At 35.8% G+C, this 17,074-nt stretch carries 14 protein-coding genes and 1 tRNA gene; 9 read left to right on the top strand and 6 right to left on the bottom strand.

The window, feature by feature from the left end:
- Both ACODST_RS01450 and ACODST_RS01445 read left to right on the top strand, forming a co-directional pair.
- Complete coding sequence (locus ACODST_RS01450) at positions 1 to 1,584, top strand: MFS transporter (RefSeq protein WP_488930336.1); 1,584 nt, start codon at positions 1 to 3, stop codon at positions 1,582 to 1,584.
- A gap of 291 nt (positions 1,585 to 1,875) precedes the next feature.
- Positions 1,876 to 2,535, top strand: a complete 660-nt coding sequence (locus ACODST_RS01445; protein ID WP_488930335.1) for an HAD family hydrolase — start codon at positions 1,876 to 1,878, stop codon at positions 2,533 to 2,535.
- Positions 2,536 to 2,753: 218 nt separating this feature from the next.
- On the opposite strand, the gene ACODST_RS01440 is transcribed toward ACODST_RS01445, so the two are convergent.
- Positions 2,754 to 3,545: a hypothetical protein gene (locus tag ACODST_RS01440; protein ID WP_488930334.1), complete on the bottom strand. Its 792-nt coding sequence runs from the start codon at positions 3,543 to 3,545 to the stop codon at positions 2,754 to 2,756.
- A gap of 270 nt (positions 3,546 to 3,815) precedes the next feature.
- Between ACODST_RS01440 and ACODST_RS01435 the strand changes: the two genes are divergently transcribed.
- On the top strand, positions 3,816 to 4,043 hold the full coding sequence (locus tag ACODST_RS01435; protein ID WP_488930333.1) for a hypothetical protein: 228 nt from the start codon (positions 3,816 to 3,818) through the stop codon (positions 4,041 to 4,043).
- 221 nt (positions 4,044 to 4,264) lie between these two features.
- Positions 4,265 to 4,483, top strand: coding sequence for a hypothetical protein (locus ACODST_RS01430; protein WP_488930332.1), 219 nt, complete (start codon positions 4,265 to 4,267; stop codon positions 4,481 to 4,483).
- A 32-nt stretch (positions 4,484 to 4,515) separates the two neighbouring features.
- On the opposite strand, the gene ACODST_RS01425 is transcribed toward ACODST_RS01430, so the two are convergent.
- Both ACODST_RS01425 and ACODST_RS01420 read right to left on the bottom strand, forming a co-directional pair.
- Positions 4,516 to 5,001: a hypothetical protein gene (locus ACODST_RS01425; RefSeq protein ID WP_488930331.1), complete on the bottom strand. Its 486-nt coding sequence runs from the start codon at positions 4,999 to 5,001 to the stop codon at positions 4,516 to 4,518.
- Positions 5,002 to 5,390: 389 nt separating this feature from the next.
- Positions 5,391 to 5,472: transfer RNA gene (locus ACODST_RS01420), tRNA-Leu, on the bottom strand.
- A gap of 110 nt (positions 5,473 to 5,582) precedes the next feature.
- Here ACODST_RS01420 and ACODST_RS01415 point away from each other — a divergent pair.
- Together ACODST_RS01415 and ACODST_RS01410 are read left to right on the top strand one after the other, a co-directional pair.
- Positions 5,583 to 6,971 (top strand): dipeptidase, encoded by a 1,389-nt coding sequence (locus ACODST_RS01415; RefSeq protein WP_488930330.1) that lies wholly within the window; start codon positions 5,583 to 5,585, stop codon positions 6,969 to 6,971.
- 161 nt (positions 6,972 to 7,132) lie between these two features.
- Positions 7,133 to 7,591: an energy transducer TonB gene (locus tag ACODST_RS01410; RefSeq protein ID WP_488930329.1), complete on the top strand. Its 459-nt coding sequence runs from the start codon at positions 7,133 to 7,135 to the stop codon at positions 7,589 to 7,591.
- Positions 7,592 to 7,852: 261 nt separating this feature from the next.
- Here ACODST_RS01410 and ACODST_RS01405 read toward each other — a convergent pair whose 3' ends face one another.
- Positions 7,853 to 9,217: a saccharopine dehydrogenase family protein gene (locus ACODST_RS01405; RefSeq protein ID WP_488930328.1), complete on the bottom strand. Its 1,365-nt coding sequence runs from the start codon at positions 9,215 to 9,217 to the stop codon at positions 7,853 to 7,855.
- 187 nt (positions 9,218 to 9,404) lie between these two features.
- On the opposite strand from ACODST_RS01405, the gene ACODST_RS01400 reads away from it, so the two are divergent.
- Both ACODST_RS01400 and pckA read left to right on the top strand, forming a co-directional pair.
- Positions 9,405 to 9,791: a DUF423 domain-containing protein gene (locus tag ACODST_RS01400; protein WP_488930327.1), complete on the top strand. Its 387-nt coding sequence runs from the start codon at positions 9,405 to 9,407 to the stop codon at positions 9,789 to 9,791.
- A 203-nt stretch (positions 9,792 to 9,994) separates the two neighbouring features.
- Positions 9,995 to 11,599: a phosphoenolpyruvate carboxykinase (ATP) gene (gene pckA / locus ACODST_RS01395; RefSeq protein WP_488930326.1), complete on the top strand. Its 1,605-nt coding sequence runs from the start codon at positions 9,995 to 9,997 to the stop codon at positions 11,597 to 11,599.
- 118 nt (positions 11,600 to 11,717) lie between these two features.
- Here the strand turns inward: pckA and ACODST_RS01390 are convergent, their stop codons facing one another.
- Entirely contained in the window at positions 11,718 to 12,776 is a 1,059-nt protein-coding gene (locus ACODST_RS01390; RefSeq protein WP_488930325.1) for a phytase, read from the bottom strand.
- A 74-nt stretch (positions 12,777 to 12,850) separates the two neighbouring features.
- Positions 12,851 to 15,661, bottom strand: a complete 2,811-nt coding sequence (locus ACODST_RS01385) for a TonB-dependent receptor (RefSeq protein WP_488930324.1) — start codon at positions 15,659 to 15,661, stop codon at positions 12,851 to 12,853.
- A 233-nt stretch (positions 15,662 to 15,894) separates the two neighbouring features.
- Here ACODST_RS01385 and ACODST_RS01380 point away from each other — a divergent pair, with 233 nt between their 5' ends.
- Complete coding sequence (locus ACODST_RS01380) at positions 15,895 to 17,052, top strand: DUF4407 domain-containing protein (RefSeq protein WP_488930323.1); 1,158 nt, start codon at positions 15,895 to 15,897, stop codon at positions 17,050 to 17,052.
- Positions 17,053 to 17,074 lie beyond the last annotated feature (22 nt).

Raw genomic sequence — 17,074 nt, 5'->3', positions numbered from 1 at the left:
ATGGAAGATAAAAGTATTTTTAAATCATGGGTTCCAAGATGGGCAATCATTATAATTTTGTTTGTCTGCCTTTTGCACTCCATGATTTTATTGGGAGTTTATACGTCAAACGTAACGTATGCAGCGAGTTTTCTGGACATTGAGCCCGAAGATTTGCAGTTTGCGATGTGCGTTACGTACGGAACTCTGCTGGCGACTATTTTGATCGAAGCCCGTTTTTCGAGTTTTTTCCCTGCCAAAAACTACCTCATGGCGGTTTATTCCTTAATCGGAATTACAATTGTTTCCTCGGCGTATATTACCAATTTTTCGCTTTTCTTAATTATGAGAATTGCCGAAGGAATCTTAATGGCGCTTCCGGTAATTACGATCAGACAATTATTGATTGAGCAGTTCAATTCTAAAAATGCCATTATCATTGGGTTTTCCTTTTATTATGGTTCGCTGTTATTGTCAACGCCATTTATTATGAATATTGCGGTTTGGTTTCTGGATCATTACGACTGGAAATACATGCTGTATGTTTCGGGCGGACTACAGGTTTTAAATGTCTTTTTAATCTTAGTTACTTTTCGCGGGCACCGAATCACAAAGAAAATTCCGTTGTATCAAATCGACTGGATGAGCTATTTTTTGGTTTTAACAGCTATTCTTTGCGGTGCCTACTTTTTTGTTTATGCCGAGAAAAAATATTGGTTTGACTCTTCTCAAATGGTTTTAGCTTTAATGATTGCTTTGATCTCGGGCGGTTTGTTCATCTTTAAAGAACTTTTGGTAAAAAGACCCACTTTTGATTTTGAGGTCTTTAAATATGCCAATCTGCGAATTGGATTTTTATTGTTTTTCCTTTTTTACATCAGCAGGGCAACGCTGAGCCTTTGTCATTCGGCGATGTATTCGATTTGGAATTGGGATCCGTCGAGAGTTGCAGGTGTACAGTACATCAACGGACTCGGAAATGTAATTGGGTTAATTCTGGCTGCTTTTTTCCTGATGAAATCGGTTTCTACCAAAATCATTTTTATAATTGGTTTTTCATTGATTGCATTGTTTCATTTTTGGTTTACGTTTCTTTTTGTGCCAGATGTGGCTTTGTCAGATATTATTGTTCCATACATTTTGCAAGGAATCGGAGTAGGGTTTTTATTTGTTCCGTTAATTCTGTTTACCACCTCTTCGGTTCCGGCAAATATGGCGGTTTCTTCGGGAATTGTTGGGGTTTCAGGACGTTTCTGGGGAAGTACGATTGGTTTTTGTGTAATGCAGAATGCGACGGTTTTCTTAAATAAAAAACACTTTTTAAAACTAAGTCAGTTTGTAATTGGCGAAAATCCCGAAGCGCAGCAAACTATCGCTTCAACTACACAGAGTTTTATAGCAAAAGGATATTCTGCAGATAATGCGAATGTTTTAGCAATGAAAAAGATTTTCGGAACAGTTGCGAAACAATCGACTCTTTTGGCCGATATGGAGATTTATACTATCGTTGGATATGGATTGTTAGTTTTGATTTTTCTAATTGCGTGCAATCAGCATTTGAGACAGACTATGACTTTGGTAAAAAGTAAGATTTGGATTGGATAATTAATCTCGCAAAGACGCGAAGTCGCGGAGTTTTTTTTAGGGCCACAGATTAATAAGATTAAAAAGATTTTGTTTCACGCAGATTCTGCAGATTTCAGCAGATTTAATTTTAAGATTTTAGAGATAAATAATCTGCACTTATCTGCTTAAATCTTTTTAAATCTGCGTGGAATAAACTTTCGCGTCTTTGCGAGATTAAAAACAAAATCTTAGCGAATCTCTGCGAAAAATCTCCGTGCAACTCTGCGGAATAACTTATCTTGCAACCGTTAAAAACAACAAAACAAATATATGAGCCAGCAATGTGTAATTTTTGATATGGATGGCGTGATCTGCCACACCAATCCGCATCATGTAGTCGCTTTTGAGGAGTTTTTCAAAAAATATGATATTCCGTATACGCAGGAAGAATTTGAAGAGCATATGTACGGAAAACACAATAGTTATATCATGACGCATTTCTTCAAGCGTCCGATTCAGGGAGATGAACTGACCAAACTTGAAGATGAAAAAGAAGGCATGTTTCGTGAAATTTACAAAGACAAAGTCGAAACGATTCCGCATTATATGGATTTTTTAAACGAATTAAAATCCCGTGGTTTCAAAACCGCAGTTGCCACATCGGCGCCTCGTGCGAATCTGGATTTGATTGCTAATTTCCTGAAACTTGGAGAAAAAATGGATTCTATGATGTCCAGCGAAGACGTTACGTTTCATAAACCAAATCCGGAAGTATATCTAAAATCGGCAGAAAGAGTTGGGGTTTATCCGTCTGATTGTGTGGTTTTCGAGGATTCTTTTTCGGGTGTTACAGCAGGATTAAATGCCGGAATGAAAGTCGTAGGCGTTTTGAGCACGCATACCAAAGAAGAACTTCCGCCTTGCGATTTTTATATTAAGGATTATAGTGAGGTTAATGTGAATAAGATTATTGAGATATTGGGGAAATAAATTCCAATTCTTAAAATTCCAAATTCCAAACTTTGCGACTTTGCGAGATTAATTTTTAAAGTATTAAACTTATGAATCTCTCGCAAAGACGCGAAGTCGCAAAGTTTTTTAGTTATATGGTTTTTGTTTCACGCAGATTCGGCAGATTTCAGCAGATTTAATTTGATAATATCTACGTTTATCTGCTTAAATCATTTTGAATCTGCGTGAAATAACTTTTAATAATTCTCCTCCAGAAAAGCCATCCAGCCTTTTTCGAACTCTTCGGGTGTTATGTTCAATGTTTTTTCGATGTTGCCAAACGATGCGATTAGTTTGGGCAGAATATCTTTTCCCCATTTTTGGGTCATATATTCGATAATTGTGTAGCCAATATTGTAAATCTGATTGCCTTGATTTAGTTCTTCTAAAGTCAGGTTTTTGCTTTTGGCATATTTCACGCTTATCGAATTAACTTCTTTTGCTTCATAAATACTAATCGATTCCCAGAGCCAGCGCGGATATTCGGCTTTAAACTTTTTATCAAATTCCCTATCAAAAGTTAGTCGGTCTTGTGTGATGATGGTTTCTTTGGCTTTGCCGATTAATATATTCAGCTGAACACAATGCGTAAATTCGTGGAGAGCCGTTTTTAGAGGATCGTCTGGAAAGATGGAATTAAACCAATTGGTCCACACAAAATGAAACTCGTTCGGACCACGACTTGTGCCTTTTGTATTTTCGGTTAAACCTGTAGCGGTATTAAACTTAAATTGCGAGCCGTAAACAAAAACCTTTATCAGGTCGTGTTTTACGTCCTTTAAATTTTCTCTTATTGTCGAATAATTATCTTCGAGATGTTTGCTGACTTTTTCGGCTTCGCTTTTATAAATTCCGCTGTAGGAAATAACAAAATGTTCCGATTTAAGGGTTCGGGTTTCCTGTTTAACAGTAAAGATTCGAACCGTTCTTGCCAAATAAAAAACAGGAATAATGGCTAAAAAAATGACTAATAATCTGTATTTCTTCATGTTCTAAATAATTTTTGAAATTAAAAAACAAAATAAAAGATGCAGATTTAAGATTTTGGTATTTTAAAAGTAAGAATATTTAGAGATTAAAACATGAAATAATTAAAGAAATTTCTGAGTTGTGTTTTTGCCACAGATTGTTAGGATTAAAAGGATTTTTTTACATCGAAATGACAAAACTGAATAAATTGCCTTCTGTTTTAGCTAAAGGTTTTGTGTTTAAGAGAGGGAAAAGGCTTTGGCTCAAATTATTCTAAAAAAAATTAAACAATGCCTAATGCTATTGTGAGTAGTAATCCAATAAATAAAAGGAAAACAGAAGCACTTAACAAAAACCAAAGTGTTTTGGGCAGAGGTTTTGTTCTTAAATCTCTGATAATTAAAACAGAATTAGCAAAAGAAAAAAAGAACAGTAAAAAGCATAAGAACAAAGAGCCAATGCTTCCGTATTCATATATCAATCTGAGTTCTGTAGAAAACCGAAACCTCTCGACATAATGTTTTACTGCACAGCTAAGGATGAATAAAACAGGAATTGCAATTGCAATTTTTTGAGTTAGATCAAGATGTTTGTATTTTATCATGTTTAGATTTTAATGCTTTTTGAGTTAATTAAGATCTCGAATCTATACGAAAAATAAAATTAGAATTAGGCGCATATATGAGTCTAATTTAAAAATAAAACCTTAGAATTTTGGGGTTTATAAAATTAAAGTATTATGACAAACGATGTTGAAACCAGATTAAACGATTTCTTTAAAGATATTATCGACCCTAGAGACCTGGCCAAAAACCTGCGACAAGTAAGTTATGCGCTTTCGTTGAGTTCGATGCGGGGCTGCGAAACACTCGAAGCCGAATTACCTAATATTGGTGATAATTTTTACTGGCTCAATAAACTGGCAGAAACTTTAGATCCTTATCTGGATGCGGAGTGAAGTGAGGTTTTTAGCTTTGTTTTTTCATTCAATTAACAACCACATTCGCCGTAAAATGTTTTGGTGTTTGTTTTTTTGTTTTTGTCTGTCAAAATAATTTTGCCTGTTTTTAAAGCAGTTTCATCACCATTTTGTTTTCCGTCTTTTTTCTCAAGTATAATATCGAAATTTTGACCTTTGTATTTTGAAATACTGTTCAGAGGGTCAATTTCTTTTACATCGGTAAAAGTGAATTTGGTAAATACACCATTTATTTTTAAAAAAGCATTTCCGTCAGAATCTTCTACATAGATGTATTTCTCTTTTTTGAATTCTATCGAATCATTCGAAAAATAGCAGGAACAGCCCTCAACTCCAGGAGGAAAAGTAGAAAAAGTGTCAATCGATACTTCTTTAAGTTCATTAACGATTACGTTATTTTTTATGGCGGAGATGTTTTTGTTTTGTTTGTTCTTTTGGCAGGCAGTTAAAAGCAGTACAGTTAAACAGCCAAGGATAAGATTGTTTTTTAAGGTCATTTTTGTTTTGTTTACAGGTTAATTAGGAAATCTTTAAAATGGCATTTTCACAAAGTTTATCAAGTGACAAGATTTAAATTGCTTTGTGTTTGTCTGGCAGAAGATAAATATATGAACAATTGAATGAAGTTAACGAAAAAATCAAAAAACATACAAAACGAACCTCAACTTATAATTTCTTATCTGGTTTTCTGAAAAAAAAAGGCATTTCGGCAAACTTCTGAAAAGACAAAAAACTTTAAGCTTGTAAAGAATTTTAACAATTAGTTATTTCGTTAGAGGAAAATAGGATCGTCTGTTTGTTGTTTTTTTTCTGTTTTTGAGATTGATCCGGTAAAAAGGGGAGGGGTAAAAATAAAAAAGCTCCTGAAAATCAGAAGCTTTTTTTGTGCGGATAATAGGACTCGAACCTACACGCCTTGCGGCACCAGATCCTAAGTCTGGCACGTCTACCAATTTCGCCATATCCGCGGTAATTGTGGGTGCAAAGATAAGCATACTTTTGAATAATCAAAGCATTTTTTCAAAAAATTTTTTAATTCTCTTTTTTGTACATTTGAATTTCTATAAAAATAATTTAAATGGAAAATATTAAGTCTTACGTTCAACAACATAAAGATCGGTTTATCAATGAATTGATCGAATTATTAAAGATTCCGTCGGTAAGTGCCGACACTGCATACTCACAAGATGTTATTGACACAGCAGAGGCTGTAAAAGAAAGTTTATCAAAAGCAGGCTGCGATTTAGTTGAAGTTTGCGACACTCCGGGTTACCCAATTATCTACGGAGAGAAAATAATAGATCCCAATCTTCCAACGGTTTTAGTTTACGGACATTATGATGTTCAACCGCCGGATCCACTAGAATTATGGACTTCACCACCATTTGAACCCGTTATTAAAACTACCGACATTCACCCGGAAGGCGCTATTTTTGCCCGTGGTGCCTGCGACGACAAAGGTCAGATGTACATGCATGTAAAAGCGCTTGAATTAATGGTACAAAGTAATACCCTGCCTTGTAACGTAAAATTCATGATCGAAGGAGAAGAAGAAGTGGGGTCTGCAAGTCTGGCCTGGTTTGTAGAACGCAATCAGGAAAAACTAAAAAATGATGTTATTTTAATTTCAGATACCGGAATGATCTCCAACCAGCAGCCTTCCATTACAACAGGTTTAAGAGGTTTGAGTTATGTTGAGGTTGAGGTTACAGGGCCAAATCGTGATTTACATTCAGGGTTATACGGAGGTGCGGTGGCTAATCCAATTAATATTCTGGCAAAAATGATTGCTTCGCTTCACGACGAAGAGAACCATATCACGATTCCGGGTTTCTATGATAAAGTTCAGGAATTATCTGCAGAAGAAAGAGCCGAAATGGCAAAAGCGCCTTTTAGCTTAGAAAAATATAAAAATGCTTTAAATATTGCCGATGTTTACGGTGAAAAAGGGTATGTAACAAACGAACGTAATTCAATTCGTCCGACATTAGACGTAAACGGAATCTGGGGCGGTTATACCGGCGAAGGCGCTAAAACCGTTATTGCAAGCAAAGCTTTTGCTAAAATCTCGATGCGTTTGGTTCCAAATCAGGATTGGGAAGAGATTACAGCACTTTTTACCAAACATTTTACCAGTATTGCTCCCGCCGGAGTTACAGTAAAAGTAACGCCGCATCATGGCGGACAAGGTTACGTAACCCCAATTGACAGTATTGGGTATCAGGCAGCGAACAAAGCCTATACAGAAACTTTTGGCGTTCCGGCAATTCCGGTTCGTTCAGGAGGAAGTATTCCAATTGTAGCTTTGTTTGAGAAAGAATTAAAAAGCAAAACGATCCTAATGGGATTTGGCTTAGACAGCGATGCGATTCACTCACCAAATGAACATTTCGGAATCTTTAATTACCTGAAAGGTATTGAGACTATTCCGTTATTTTATAAGTATTTTGTCGAATTAAGTAAATAAGTTGTTTTTGCTTTAAAAGCTCGAAGACACAAAGTTTTTTAAATATAGAATCCGTTCAGAAATGAGCGGATTTTTTTTGTCAGATTAGTGAACACTTTTAAAAATCTATATTTGTATATAAGAACCATACATGTTTTAATTGTTTAAACGACTTAAAGAATATGAAAAAAATACTTAGTCTGAATTTTATAGTGCTGCTGTTACTTTTTTTAAACACCAAAAGCAGGGCTCAGGATCTTAATGCAAAACAAGAAGATGGAGCCGCAAATGATATTTTTATGTCTGTAGAAATTGCCGCTGATTTTCCGGGAAGTATCTATAAGTTTCGTGATTTTGTAAAAAACAATTTTAAAATCCCTAATAAAGCAGTCAGGAAAAAAGTGCAGGGAGAAATTCCGGTACAGTTTATAGTAGACAAAGACGGTTCTGTATCTGATATTAAAGTTTTGACGAATTTAGGTTTTGGATTAGACGAAGAAGCGCTGCGGGTTATTCAGCTTTCGCCAAAATGGAAACCAGCCTCGATTAACGGGAAAAAGGTTAAAGGCATTATCGTTTTTCGGATTTATATAGATACAAACCAGGAAAAAGAGAAACGTATTTATTTTGAAAAGAAGTAAAATCAAAGGTTAAATTTTTGAAGTTTCAAAGGTGTTTAAAATTTCAAAATGAGTGTTTTATAGGTGATTTGCTGTCTTTCGGGGACTTTTAAAGTATACTGTTTTAAGAAACGTTATAAAAATTAAAATTGCGGCAAATCATAAAACCTCTGTTTCTTTAAACCTTTTCCGGTAGAGTCTTAAAATAAAAAATCCGCTTCTGTTTTCCAGAAGCGGATAAAATAAACTAAAAAAAATTCTAAAAATAAAAAGGAATCCGAATTAGAATAAATCCGGATTGTATCCAAAATAAGGTACAGTTTGTTCGTTAAAAATAACGTCGTACGCTTCCAGTTCTTTTAATATAGGTTCATACACTTCCTTTTTTATAGGAAGCTGTACGCCCGGAGTGGTGATTTTTCCGTTTAAAATCAGTAATGCGGCAATTGCTACCGGAAGTCCCACTGTTTTTGCCATGGCAGTATACGTCTGATCGTCGCCAATGCAGACCATTTTTGAATCGATCTGTTTTTTCTCTCCGTTGAGTTCGTAGCCAAACTTATGGTACATCACGATCATATCTTTATCATCCGCCTGTAAGGCCCAGCTGTCGGTTAGGATTTTTTCTAAAATCTGGGCAGGAGTTGCATTAGGCAGATTTACCTTTTTGTTTGGGTTAAATAAATCCAGTTCCAAAAGCTTGTCCCACATAATGTCGTCCTGGTCTATTTTTAAAATAAAACGAGTTTTGATTTCAACAGAATCTGTTGGATGGTAGGGTAGGAACGAATTCACAAATTCACGATAACTCATATTTTCTGAGCCTTCCATAATATAACTGTCATCCGTCATTCCAAGTTGTACAAACATATTCCATGCTTTCGAAAAACCAACCCTTCGTATAGTTCCTCTATATAAAGTCAGGATATCATCTAAGCCATAAACAGATCTGTATTTAAGCGAATCCCTATTAGAATAAGCTTCAAATTTTCCGTAGCCTTCTACTTCCAGGAATTCAGTTCTTCTAAACAAAGCGCTGTACGGAATATATTTATATGTACCTTCCTGAATAAATTTGGCTGCACCGCCCTGTCCGGCCAGAACAACATTTCTTGGTGCCCAGGTAAATTTGTAATTCCATAAATTAGTATCAGATTCCGGAGCTACTAATCCGCCGCAAAAAGATTCAAACAACAACATATTACCGCCTTTTGACCGGATTTCGTCAATCACTTTCATGGCACTCATATGATCAATTCCGGGATCAAGGCCAATTTCATTCATGAAGATCAGATTGTTTTTTTTAACTTCTTCATCCAAAGCCTGCATGGCATCACTTATATAAGAAGCTGTTACGAGATGTTTTTTGAAGAGAATACAGTCTTTGGCAATTTCAATATGTAAATGAGCCGGAAGCATCGAAATGACGATAGAAGCTTTTTCGACAGCCGCCTGTCTTTCTTTGGTATCAAAAATGTCTAAAGCAATTGGAGTAGCATTGGGATGTTTTTGTGTTTTTTTCTCGGCTAAGGCCAAAGACAAATCAGCTACAACCAAATGCAGGTCTTCGGTTTCTGATTTTGAAAGCAGATAGTGTATTAAGGAAGATGCAGATCTGCCGGCTCCAATTATTAAAATGCTTCTCATAATTTAGGTATTTAACACAAACATATTAAAATGTTATAAATATAACAAATTTAATTTAAAAAATACAATTCATTTTTTACTGTACCATGAAATAAAAAAGTCCGTTTTGGATATGAAATATTTTGTAAACAGAAACAAAAATTAAGCAGGATGAAGTATTTTTGCTAAAATTAAAGTATAACAAAATATGAAAAGAAGAATTGTTTTAACCGGAGCCTTTATAGGAATGTTAGCCATTATTTTTGGTGCTTTTGGAGCCCATTTATTAAAAAAATATTTGTCTATTGAAGAGTTAAACACTTTTGAGGTGGGTGTTCGTTATCAAATGTACCACGCACTCTTTTTACTTTTTCTTTCTACCCGTAAAGATATAGCCGAAAAAACGACAAAAACTATTTACAATTTAGTTGTAGCCGGAGTTGTTCTTTTTAGTGGATCGATTTACTTATTAGCCACCAAAAGTCTTACAGTTTTTGATTCTAAAATTATCGTTTTCGCAACACCTTTGGGCGGATTCTTATTAATTATCGCCTGGGCAGTATTATTTCTTACTATTTTGAGGAAAAAATCATAAAATCCCGAAAAAAAAATTCTGTATAAAAATTAATCTTTAATTTTGTCTCATAATTAACATATAAGGTTGCTTATGTGAATTTTTATTGCTTTTTATCTGCTTTGATAAAAAATATAACAATTTGCAAACTTGTACTTTACGTTCAGGACTAAGTAAAATTATATTTTGTTGCACCGAAAAATAACACAACAACATTAAAATTTATGGACAATAATACCCTATTTGCGCAATCGATTTCGCTAAAAGATTTAGGAATAGAAAATGCAGCGGTTCGCTACCAGTTATCACCAGAAGAATTACATGCGATTACTGTGCAGTCAGGACAAGGTGTTGAGGCCTCTACAGGTGCTTTGGCAATTAATACAGGTGAATTTACAGGACGCTCTCCACAAGATCGTTTTATTGTAAAAGACAGCATTACAGAAGATAAAGTATGGTGGGGAAATGTAAATATTCCTTTTGCACCGGAAGCTTTTGAAAAATTATATAACAAGGTAACAGCTTATTTATCCAACAAAGAAGTTTTTGTTCGTGATTCCTATGTGTGCTCCGATAAAAACTACAGATTAAATGTTCGTGTTGTAACCGAAACTGCATGGTCGAACTTGTTTTGCTACAATATGTTCTTAAGACCGGAAGATTCTGAGTTAGCCAATTTTACTCCGGAGTGGACCGTAATATGTGCTCCTGGTTTTATGGCAGATCCTGCTGTAGACGGAACACGTCAGTCTAATTTTGCTATTTTGGATTTTACTAAAAAAACAGCCTTAATTGGCGGGACAGGATATACGGGAGAAATGAAAAAAGGAATTTTCTCTGCCTTAAACTTCATTTTGCCGGTTTTTGAAAACACATTACCAATGCACTGCAGTGCCAATGTAGGTAAAGATGGTGATACTGCGATTTTCTTTGGTTTATCCGGAACAGGAAAAACAACTTTATCCGCTGATCCGGAACGTAAATTAATTGGAGACGATGAGCACGGATGGACAAGTGAAAATACGGTTTTCAATTTTGAAGGCGGATGTTACGCTAAAGTAATAAACCTTTCAGAAGAAAACGAACCGGATATTTTCAGAGCAATCAAAAAAGGAGCTCTTTTAGAAAATGTAGTTTTTAAAACAGGAACTAACGAGGTAGATTATGATGATGTTTCGATCACACAAAATACTCGTGTAAGTTACCCAATTACCCATATCGACAATATTCAGCCGGGGTCTATCGGACATAACCCAAAGAATATCTTTTTCCTTACAGCAGATTCATTTGGAATCCTGCCTCCAATTTCAAAATTAACTCCGGGTCAGGCTGCTTATCACTTTATTTCTGGTTATACAGCAAAAGTAGCGGGAACAGAAGCCGGAGTAACAGAGCCGCAGCCTAATTTTTCGGCTTGTTTTGGAGCACCGTTTATGCCTTTGCACCCAACAAAATATGCTGAAATGTTAAGCAAAAAAATGAAAGATGCCGGTGTAAAAGTGTGGTTAATCAATACAGGATGGACAGGCGGAGCCTACGGAACCGGAAGCCGTATGAAATTAAAATATACCCGTGCTATGATTACCGCAGCTTTAAACGGAGAGCTGGATAATGTAGAGTACGCAGATCACAAAGTTTTTGGAATTGCAAAACCTCAGTCTTGTCCGAATGTCCCAAGTGAAATTCTAAACCCAAGAAACACCTGGGAAGACAAAGATTTATACGATAAAAAAGCGCTGGAATTAGCACAGAAATTCAAAGCTAATTTTGCCAAATTTGAAGAGTTTGCCAATGCTGAAATCTTAGCAGGCGCACCGATTACAGAATAAAAGGAATTATTTAATTCAAAGTAAAAAAGCTGTTCGTTTTGAACAGCTTTTTTTGTAGTCTCAGTCTCAGTCACAGTTTTCAGAGCGAGACTGAAAACTGTGACTGCGACTGAAAACTTTATTTCTTCGCTTCGTCAATACGTTTTTGGATTAAATCCCAGGTGTAATAATGAAACGTCATTCCGTTACTCATTGCTGCGAAAAGTCCGTTTTTGAATTTTGGACCTAAGTTTACGCTTGTAACGTCGGCACCATCGCATTCGATTGTCGAAGTTGGAACTTCAGCTAACAATGGATGATTGTTTGGATTTCCATTTGCACCTTCTCTTGGATACACCATAAAAGAATTTGCCTGTTGGTTAGACACTAAAATATATCCGGTAGAATCTGTTTTTTTGTAAATAGCAATTCCTTCGTGATCTGCTTTGAAGTCTTTTTGACCAAAGAAAGCCAATTCTTTATTGTCCTTTAAAGCCGGATCTGCTTTGTATTTTCTAATTCCAATTTGTTCGTCGCAATAGTACACGAAACCTAATTCATTGTCAACTGCGATAGCTTCAATTTCTTTCTTTCCGCTGTAAGTTCCAAATTTACGAACCACTTTTGCTGCAGCAAATTTTCCATTTCCAGAAAGCTCATACTGCCATAAATAAGTTCCAGAAGGACCTGTTTTTCTTCCAACGATAGCAAAAATCTTTTGGTCGCTCGGACGAGTGTATAAAGAAATTCCCATTGGATCGCGTTCAGCTTCGCCTTCAAAAACTTCGATTCCGCCATTATCAATTGGCTCTAAATCCGGTAAACTGAAGATTCTGATTTTATTGCTCTCACGTTCTGTCGTAACGGCAACGTCTACTTTTTTTCCGTCAATGATTAATCCGTAAGCGATATCTACATTGTTCGGACGTTTTAACGGAATTGATTTTTTAAGGATTTTTCCATTCAGATCAAAAGCGTATAAACCTCCGTCAGTGTCTTTGTCTGTTCCAACGATAATACTTTTGGAAGCATCTGCCGGATTAATCCAGATTGATGGATCGTCTGTATCATGAGGCAAAGCTTCAGTAACCACTGTAGGTTTTACAGCATTGGGTTGAATGGGTGCTAATTTATCGTCTTTACAAGCTGTAAAGGCCAAACTTAAAAGTAAAAAAGCAAGTATCGATTTATTTTTCATTTTGTTATTTTATTTTAAATGAATTAGACAGAACCACTAAGTCCTGTCTAATTTAGTAGTTTTTAGTATTGATTTTACAAGTCTAATTTCAATCCGAAGTTATAACGAGGCTGGTAGTATTCAGCTTGTTTGGTGTGTGCAGCAACTCCCTGGTAGTAACGTAACGGCTGGTTGGTTAAGTTGTTAGCTTCAGCAAAAAAGCGAAGTTTTGGAGTAATTTTATAAGAAGCATTAGCATCTAAGAAAAACTGCTTGTCATAATAACTGTCTTTGTAAGACTCAGAACCTAATTCATCTAAGTAATCAGAGGTAAAGTTGGTTGAGATTCTGGCAGAAAAACGTTTGTTTTCCCAGGATAAAGATCCGTTAAACATGTGAGGCGTTGTTCCCGGAAGACTGATGTCGTTTCTTTCGTTTCCGTCTTCGTCAGCAATTCCGCTTGCTTTAGATTTTGTGTAAGTATAGTTTAAGTATACAGCAAAACCTTTTAAGAATTTACCCGGAAGGAAATCCAACTGACGCTGGAAAGCAACTTCAAATCCGTAAACATCAACGTTATCTCCATTTCTCGATTGTAAGAAAGACCAGTTTTCTCCTGCTGGAATTGGATTCGATTGATTTGGGAAATCTGCAGCAAATTTAGCATCAGTATATTGATTGTCGCTGTAGTTGTAAATAAAATCATTTAATCTTTTGTAGAAAACACCTCCTGAAATCAAACCAACAGATTTGAAATAGTTCTCTGCCATGAAATCATAGTTGTAGGAGTAAGTAGCTTTAAGACCCGGATTTCCTGCTGTAATTTCTTTATCAGCAGCAATATTGTTTACATAAGGAGCCAAAGCATAGTAATTTGGTCTTGCTAAAGCCGTTGTAACTGCAGCTCTTAAAACTAAATCTTTTGTCGCGTTGTATTGGAATGAAATACTTGGCAATACATTTGTGTATGAGTTTGTATTGTTGATTTTGCTTTCTAATTCTTCTTCGTCTAATACGCGGTTTCCTGTATAATCAATATGAGTATTTTCAACACGAACCCCCATTACCATTGAAAGTTTATCATTAAAATCCTGATCCCATCTTACATAAGCTGCCGTAATTCTTTCTTTAGCGTTATAGTTTACCGCTAAATATTCTGCCGGATCAGTTTCTTTTTCAAATAAGGAAGCATTGTTTAAATCTAAACTTCCTAAATAAGCCGCAGAAGCAAAAGTTCCCGGTACATATTTACTTCCCGGATTAAATCCCTGTCCATCATAATAACTTGTTGGGACTTGTGATAATAATTCCATATCATCATTTAACGGCGTATAAGAATAGAACATATTGTTTCTTTCTTTCTCTTTTAAACGAAGTCTTAAACCCGTTCTCAATCTTCCTTTTTCTCCCGCAATTACAGAAAATGGAAAACGGATGTTTACTTTAGCTCCAAATTCACTTTCGCTGGTTTCGTCTGTATTTTCGGTAACCGAATCAAATTCAAATTCGTCTGTAGCTTCGCCAGCTGTAGTAACTAAAGGAAATCTGGTATCTGTTAAGTTTTGAAATACATCAAGACCTTTTTGACGATATTCAATATAACGTTCACCCGGACGGTATTCTCTTGCTTTTGCGTAGTTGGCAGACCAGTCTAAATCTAAAGTTGAGTTGATTAGGTGTTCTCCACGAAGAGAGTAATTTTGAACTCTTTGGTCTTCTAATCTTCTGTTTTTGTTACGGCTGTTGTCTAAACCACCTTTTGTCTGGCGTTTTACACGACCTTCAAAACCAGTGATTTCTTCACCATTATAAATTGGTTCAATATCATCAATAGTCGTTCTGAAACGATTTTCTCTGTCATCTCTCCAGTTGTAAATGGCATTAGCAAAAATGGTATTGTTTTCGTTAAATTTATAATCTAAAGCAATAGATCCGCTGCGGCGAATACGCTGTACATCATATTTTCTGATTTCTGAAGCCTGAAGATATTCGTTTCCAAATTCATCTTTTACCCATTCGTTTTCGATGTTGTCAGATCCGTAATCTACATTGTTATAGGAACCGCTGAAAACAGCTCCCAATTTGTTATCAAAAAAGCGGTTACCATATACTAAACCTGCCGTATAACTTGCATGTTCACGAATTGGAAGATATCCTCCTGCAAGAGTTGTCGAGATTCTTTCGCCATTTGGAGTGGCTCTAGTAATTAAGTTTACAGAACCTCCAATCGCATCAGCATCCATGTCTGAAGTTAAGGTTTTGTTTACTTCAATAGTCGAAATCATATCAGACGGAATTAAGTCCATTTGTACGTTTCTGTTATCACCTTCAGCAGATGGAATACGGTCACCATTTAAAGTAACCGAGTTTAATGACGGAGCTAAACCTCTGATGATAATATTACGGGCTTCACCCTGATCATTCTGCATCGTAATACCAGGAACACGTTTTAGAGCATCTCCCACGTTAGCATCCGGGAAACGTCCCATTTGATCAGAAGAGATTACGTTACCAATATTTTTGTTGTTTTTCTGCTGATTCAGTGCTTTTGCCTGACCTTTTAAGATGTCTCCGACAATAACTTCTTTCAGTTCATTTTCAGAAGCCTTAAGAGCAAAATCAATTACATTGTTTTTTCCCTGTTCTACTTTTATTTCCTGAGATAAAGTAGTATATCCAATATATTTAACTTCAACTGTATAAGTTCCCTCGTTAATATTCAATAGTTCAAAACGACCGTTATAATCAGAAACGGTGTATTTTTTCTCGCCTACAATCTGAACCATAGCTCCAGGCAGAGGCAGTTTGTCATCAGCATCCAGTACTTTTCCCGAAATTATGGCTTTTTGCGCATAACCTGAAACGGCAAGAAATAGAAATGTTAGTAATAAATAGAATTTTTTCATTGTGTTGTTTAGTTTGATTTGGTTGCGAAACTAGAATCTTTGTATTACTAAAACCCTTTAAAAAAATTAACATAGTGTTATGATTAATCAAATGAGACTTGTTTTTATTAATGTTTAAATAACATTTGTTTCACCAAATAATTGAGCAGCAGTGAAAAACAAATTGATATTTTGATTGTAATTGAAAATTTGGCGTTAAATTTGCCGTATCAATCAATCAAAAATCATCAATCATGTTAAAACAATTTTTTATCCTGTGTTCCGGAGCTGACCGGGACTTGTTAGAAGGATGCTCAGAGGGCGAACAAACTAAATATGTGGGTATTGGCGCCACCGTATTTTTTACCGCTGTAATGGCATTTTTAGCCAGTGCTTATGCACTATTCACCGTTTTTGATTCCATTTATCCTGCTTTAATCTTTGGATTTGTCTGGAGTTTACTAATTTTTAACCTGGACCGGTTTATCGTTTCGACCATTAAAAAGAGAGACCGTTTTATGGATGAATTCCTTCAGGCGACTCCCCGTATTGCGCTGGCCATCATTATTGCCATTGTTATTTCGAAACCATTAGAGATTAAAATCTTTGAAAAAGAAATCAATACTGTTTTACTGAAAGAGAAAAATGAAATGGAACTGGCCAACAAAAAGCAGGTTGGGAATTATTTCAAATCGGATTTAGATAAAAACAAAGCCGAAATCGCAGCCCTAAAAGCCGATATTGTAAAAAAAGAGAAAGAAGTAAATGCTTTATACAATACTTATATTACCGAAGCTGAAGGAACTTCCGGAACTAAAAAACTGGGGAAAGGCCCGGTTTACAAAGAAAAACGTGAAAAACACGATGCCGCTCTCAAAGAATTCGAAACTTTAAAAACGACAAACGAAGCCAAAATTGCCGAAAAAGAAAAAGCGGGTAAACAATTACAAGCCGATTTAGACAAAAAAGTTTCACAGACACAACCCATCATTGAAGGTTTCGACGGATTAATGGCGCGTATTAATGCCTTGAACAAACTGCCTTGGCTTCCTTCATTTTTTATCATGCTGTTGTTTCTGGCAATCGAAACATCGCCGATTATTGCCAAATTATTGGCTCCAAAAGGAGAATTCGATTTCAAACAGGAAGAAGCCGAAACAGCCATGAAAGCGACTCTGGAACAAAATAAATACCAGCGTGAACTACTGATCAAAACCAGTGCCCAGATGCACGATCAGGTATATGCCGATATTGCCGAAGATAAAAACCTGTACGATCTGCAGCGAAAAAACGCAAAAGAGTTATTAGAGTTACAATCACACAGATTTTTAGACAAACAGAAGGTACGCTTTAGTTTGCTTAACCGCAAAGAGCGCAAGGATTTTGCGCAAAAGTTCGCAAAGTTTTTATAAAATAAAACCCATCAGTTATGCT

The sequence above is a fragment of the Flavobacterium sp. FG19 genome (genome assembly GCF_057809475.1).
The sequence above is the reverse complement of the archived record's forward strand: the minus strand, read 5'-3'. Positions and strand labels throughout refer to the sequence as shown.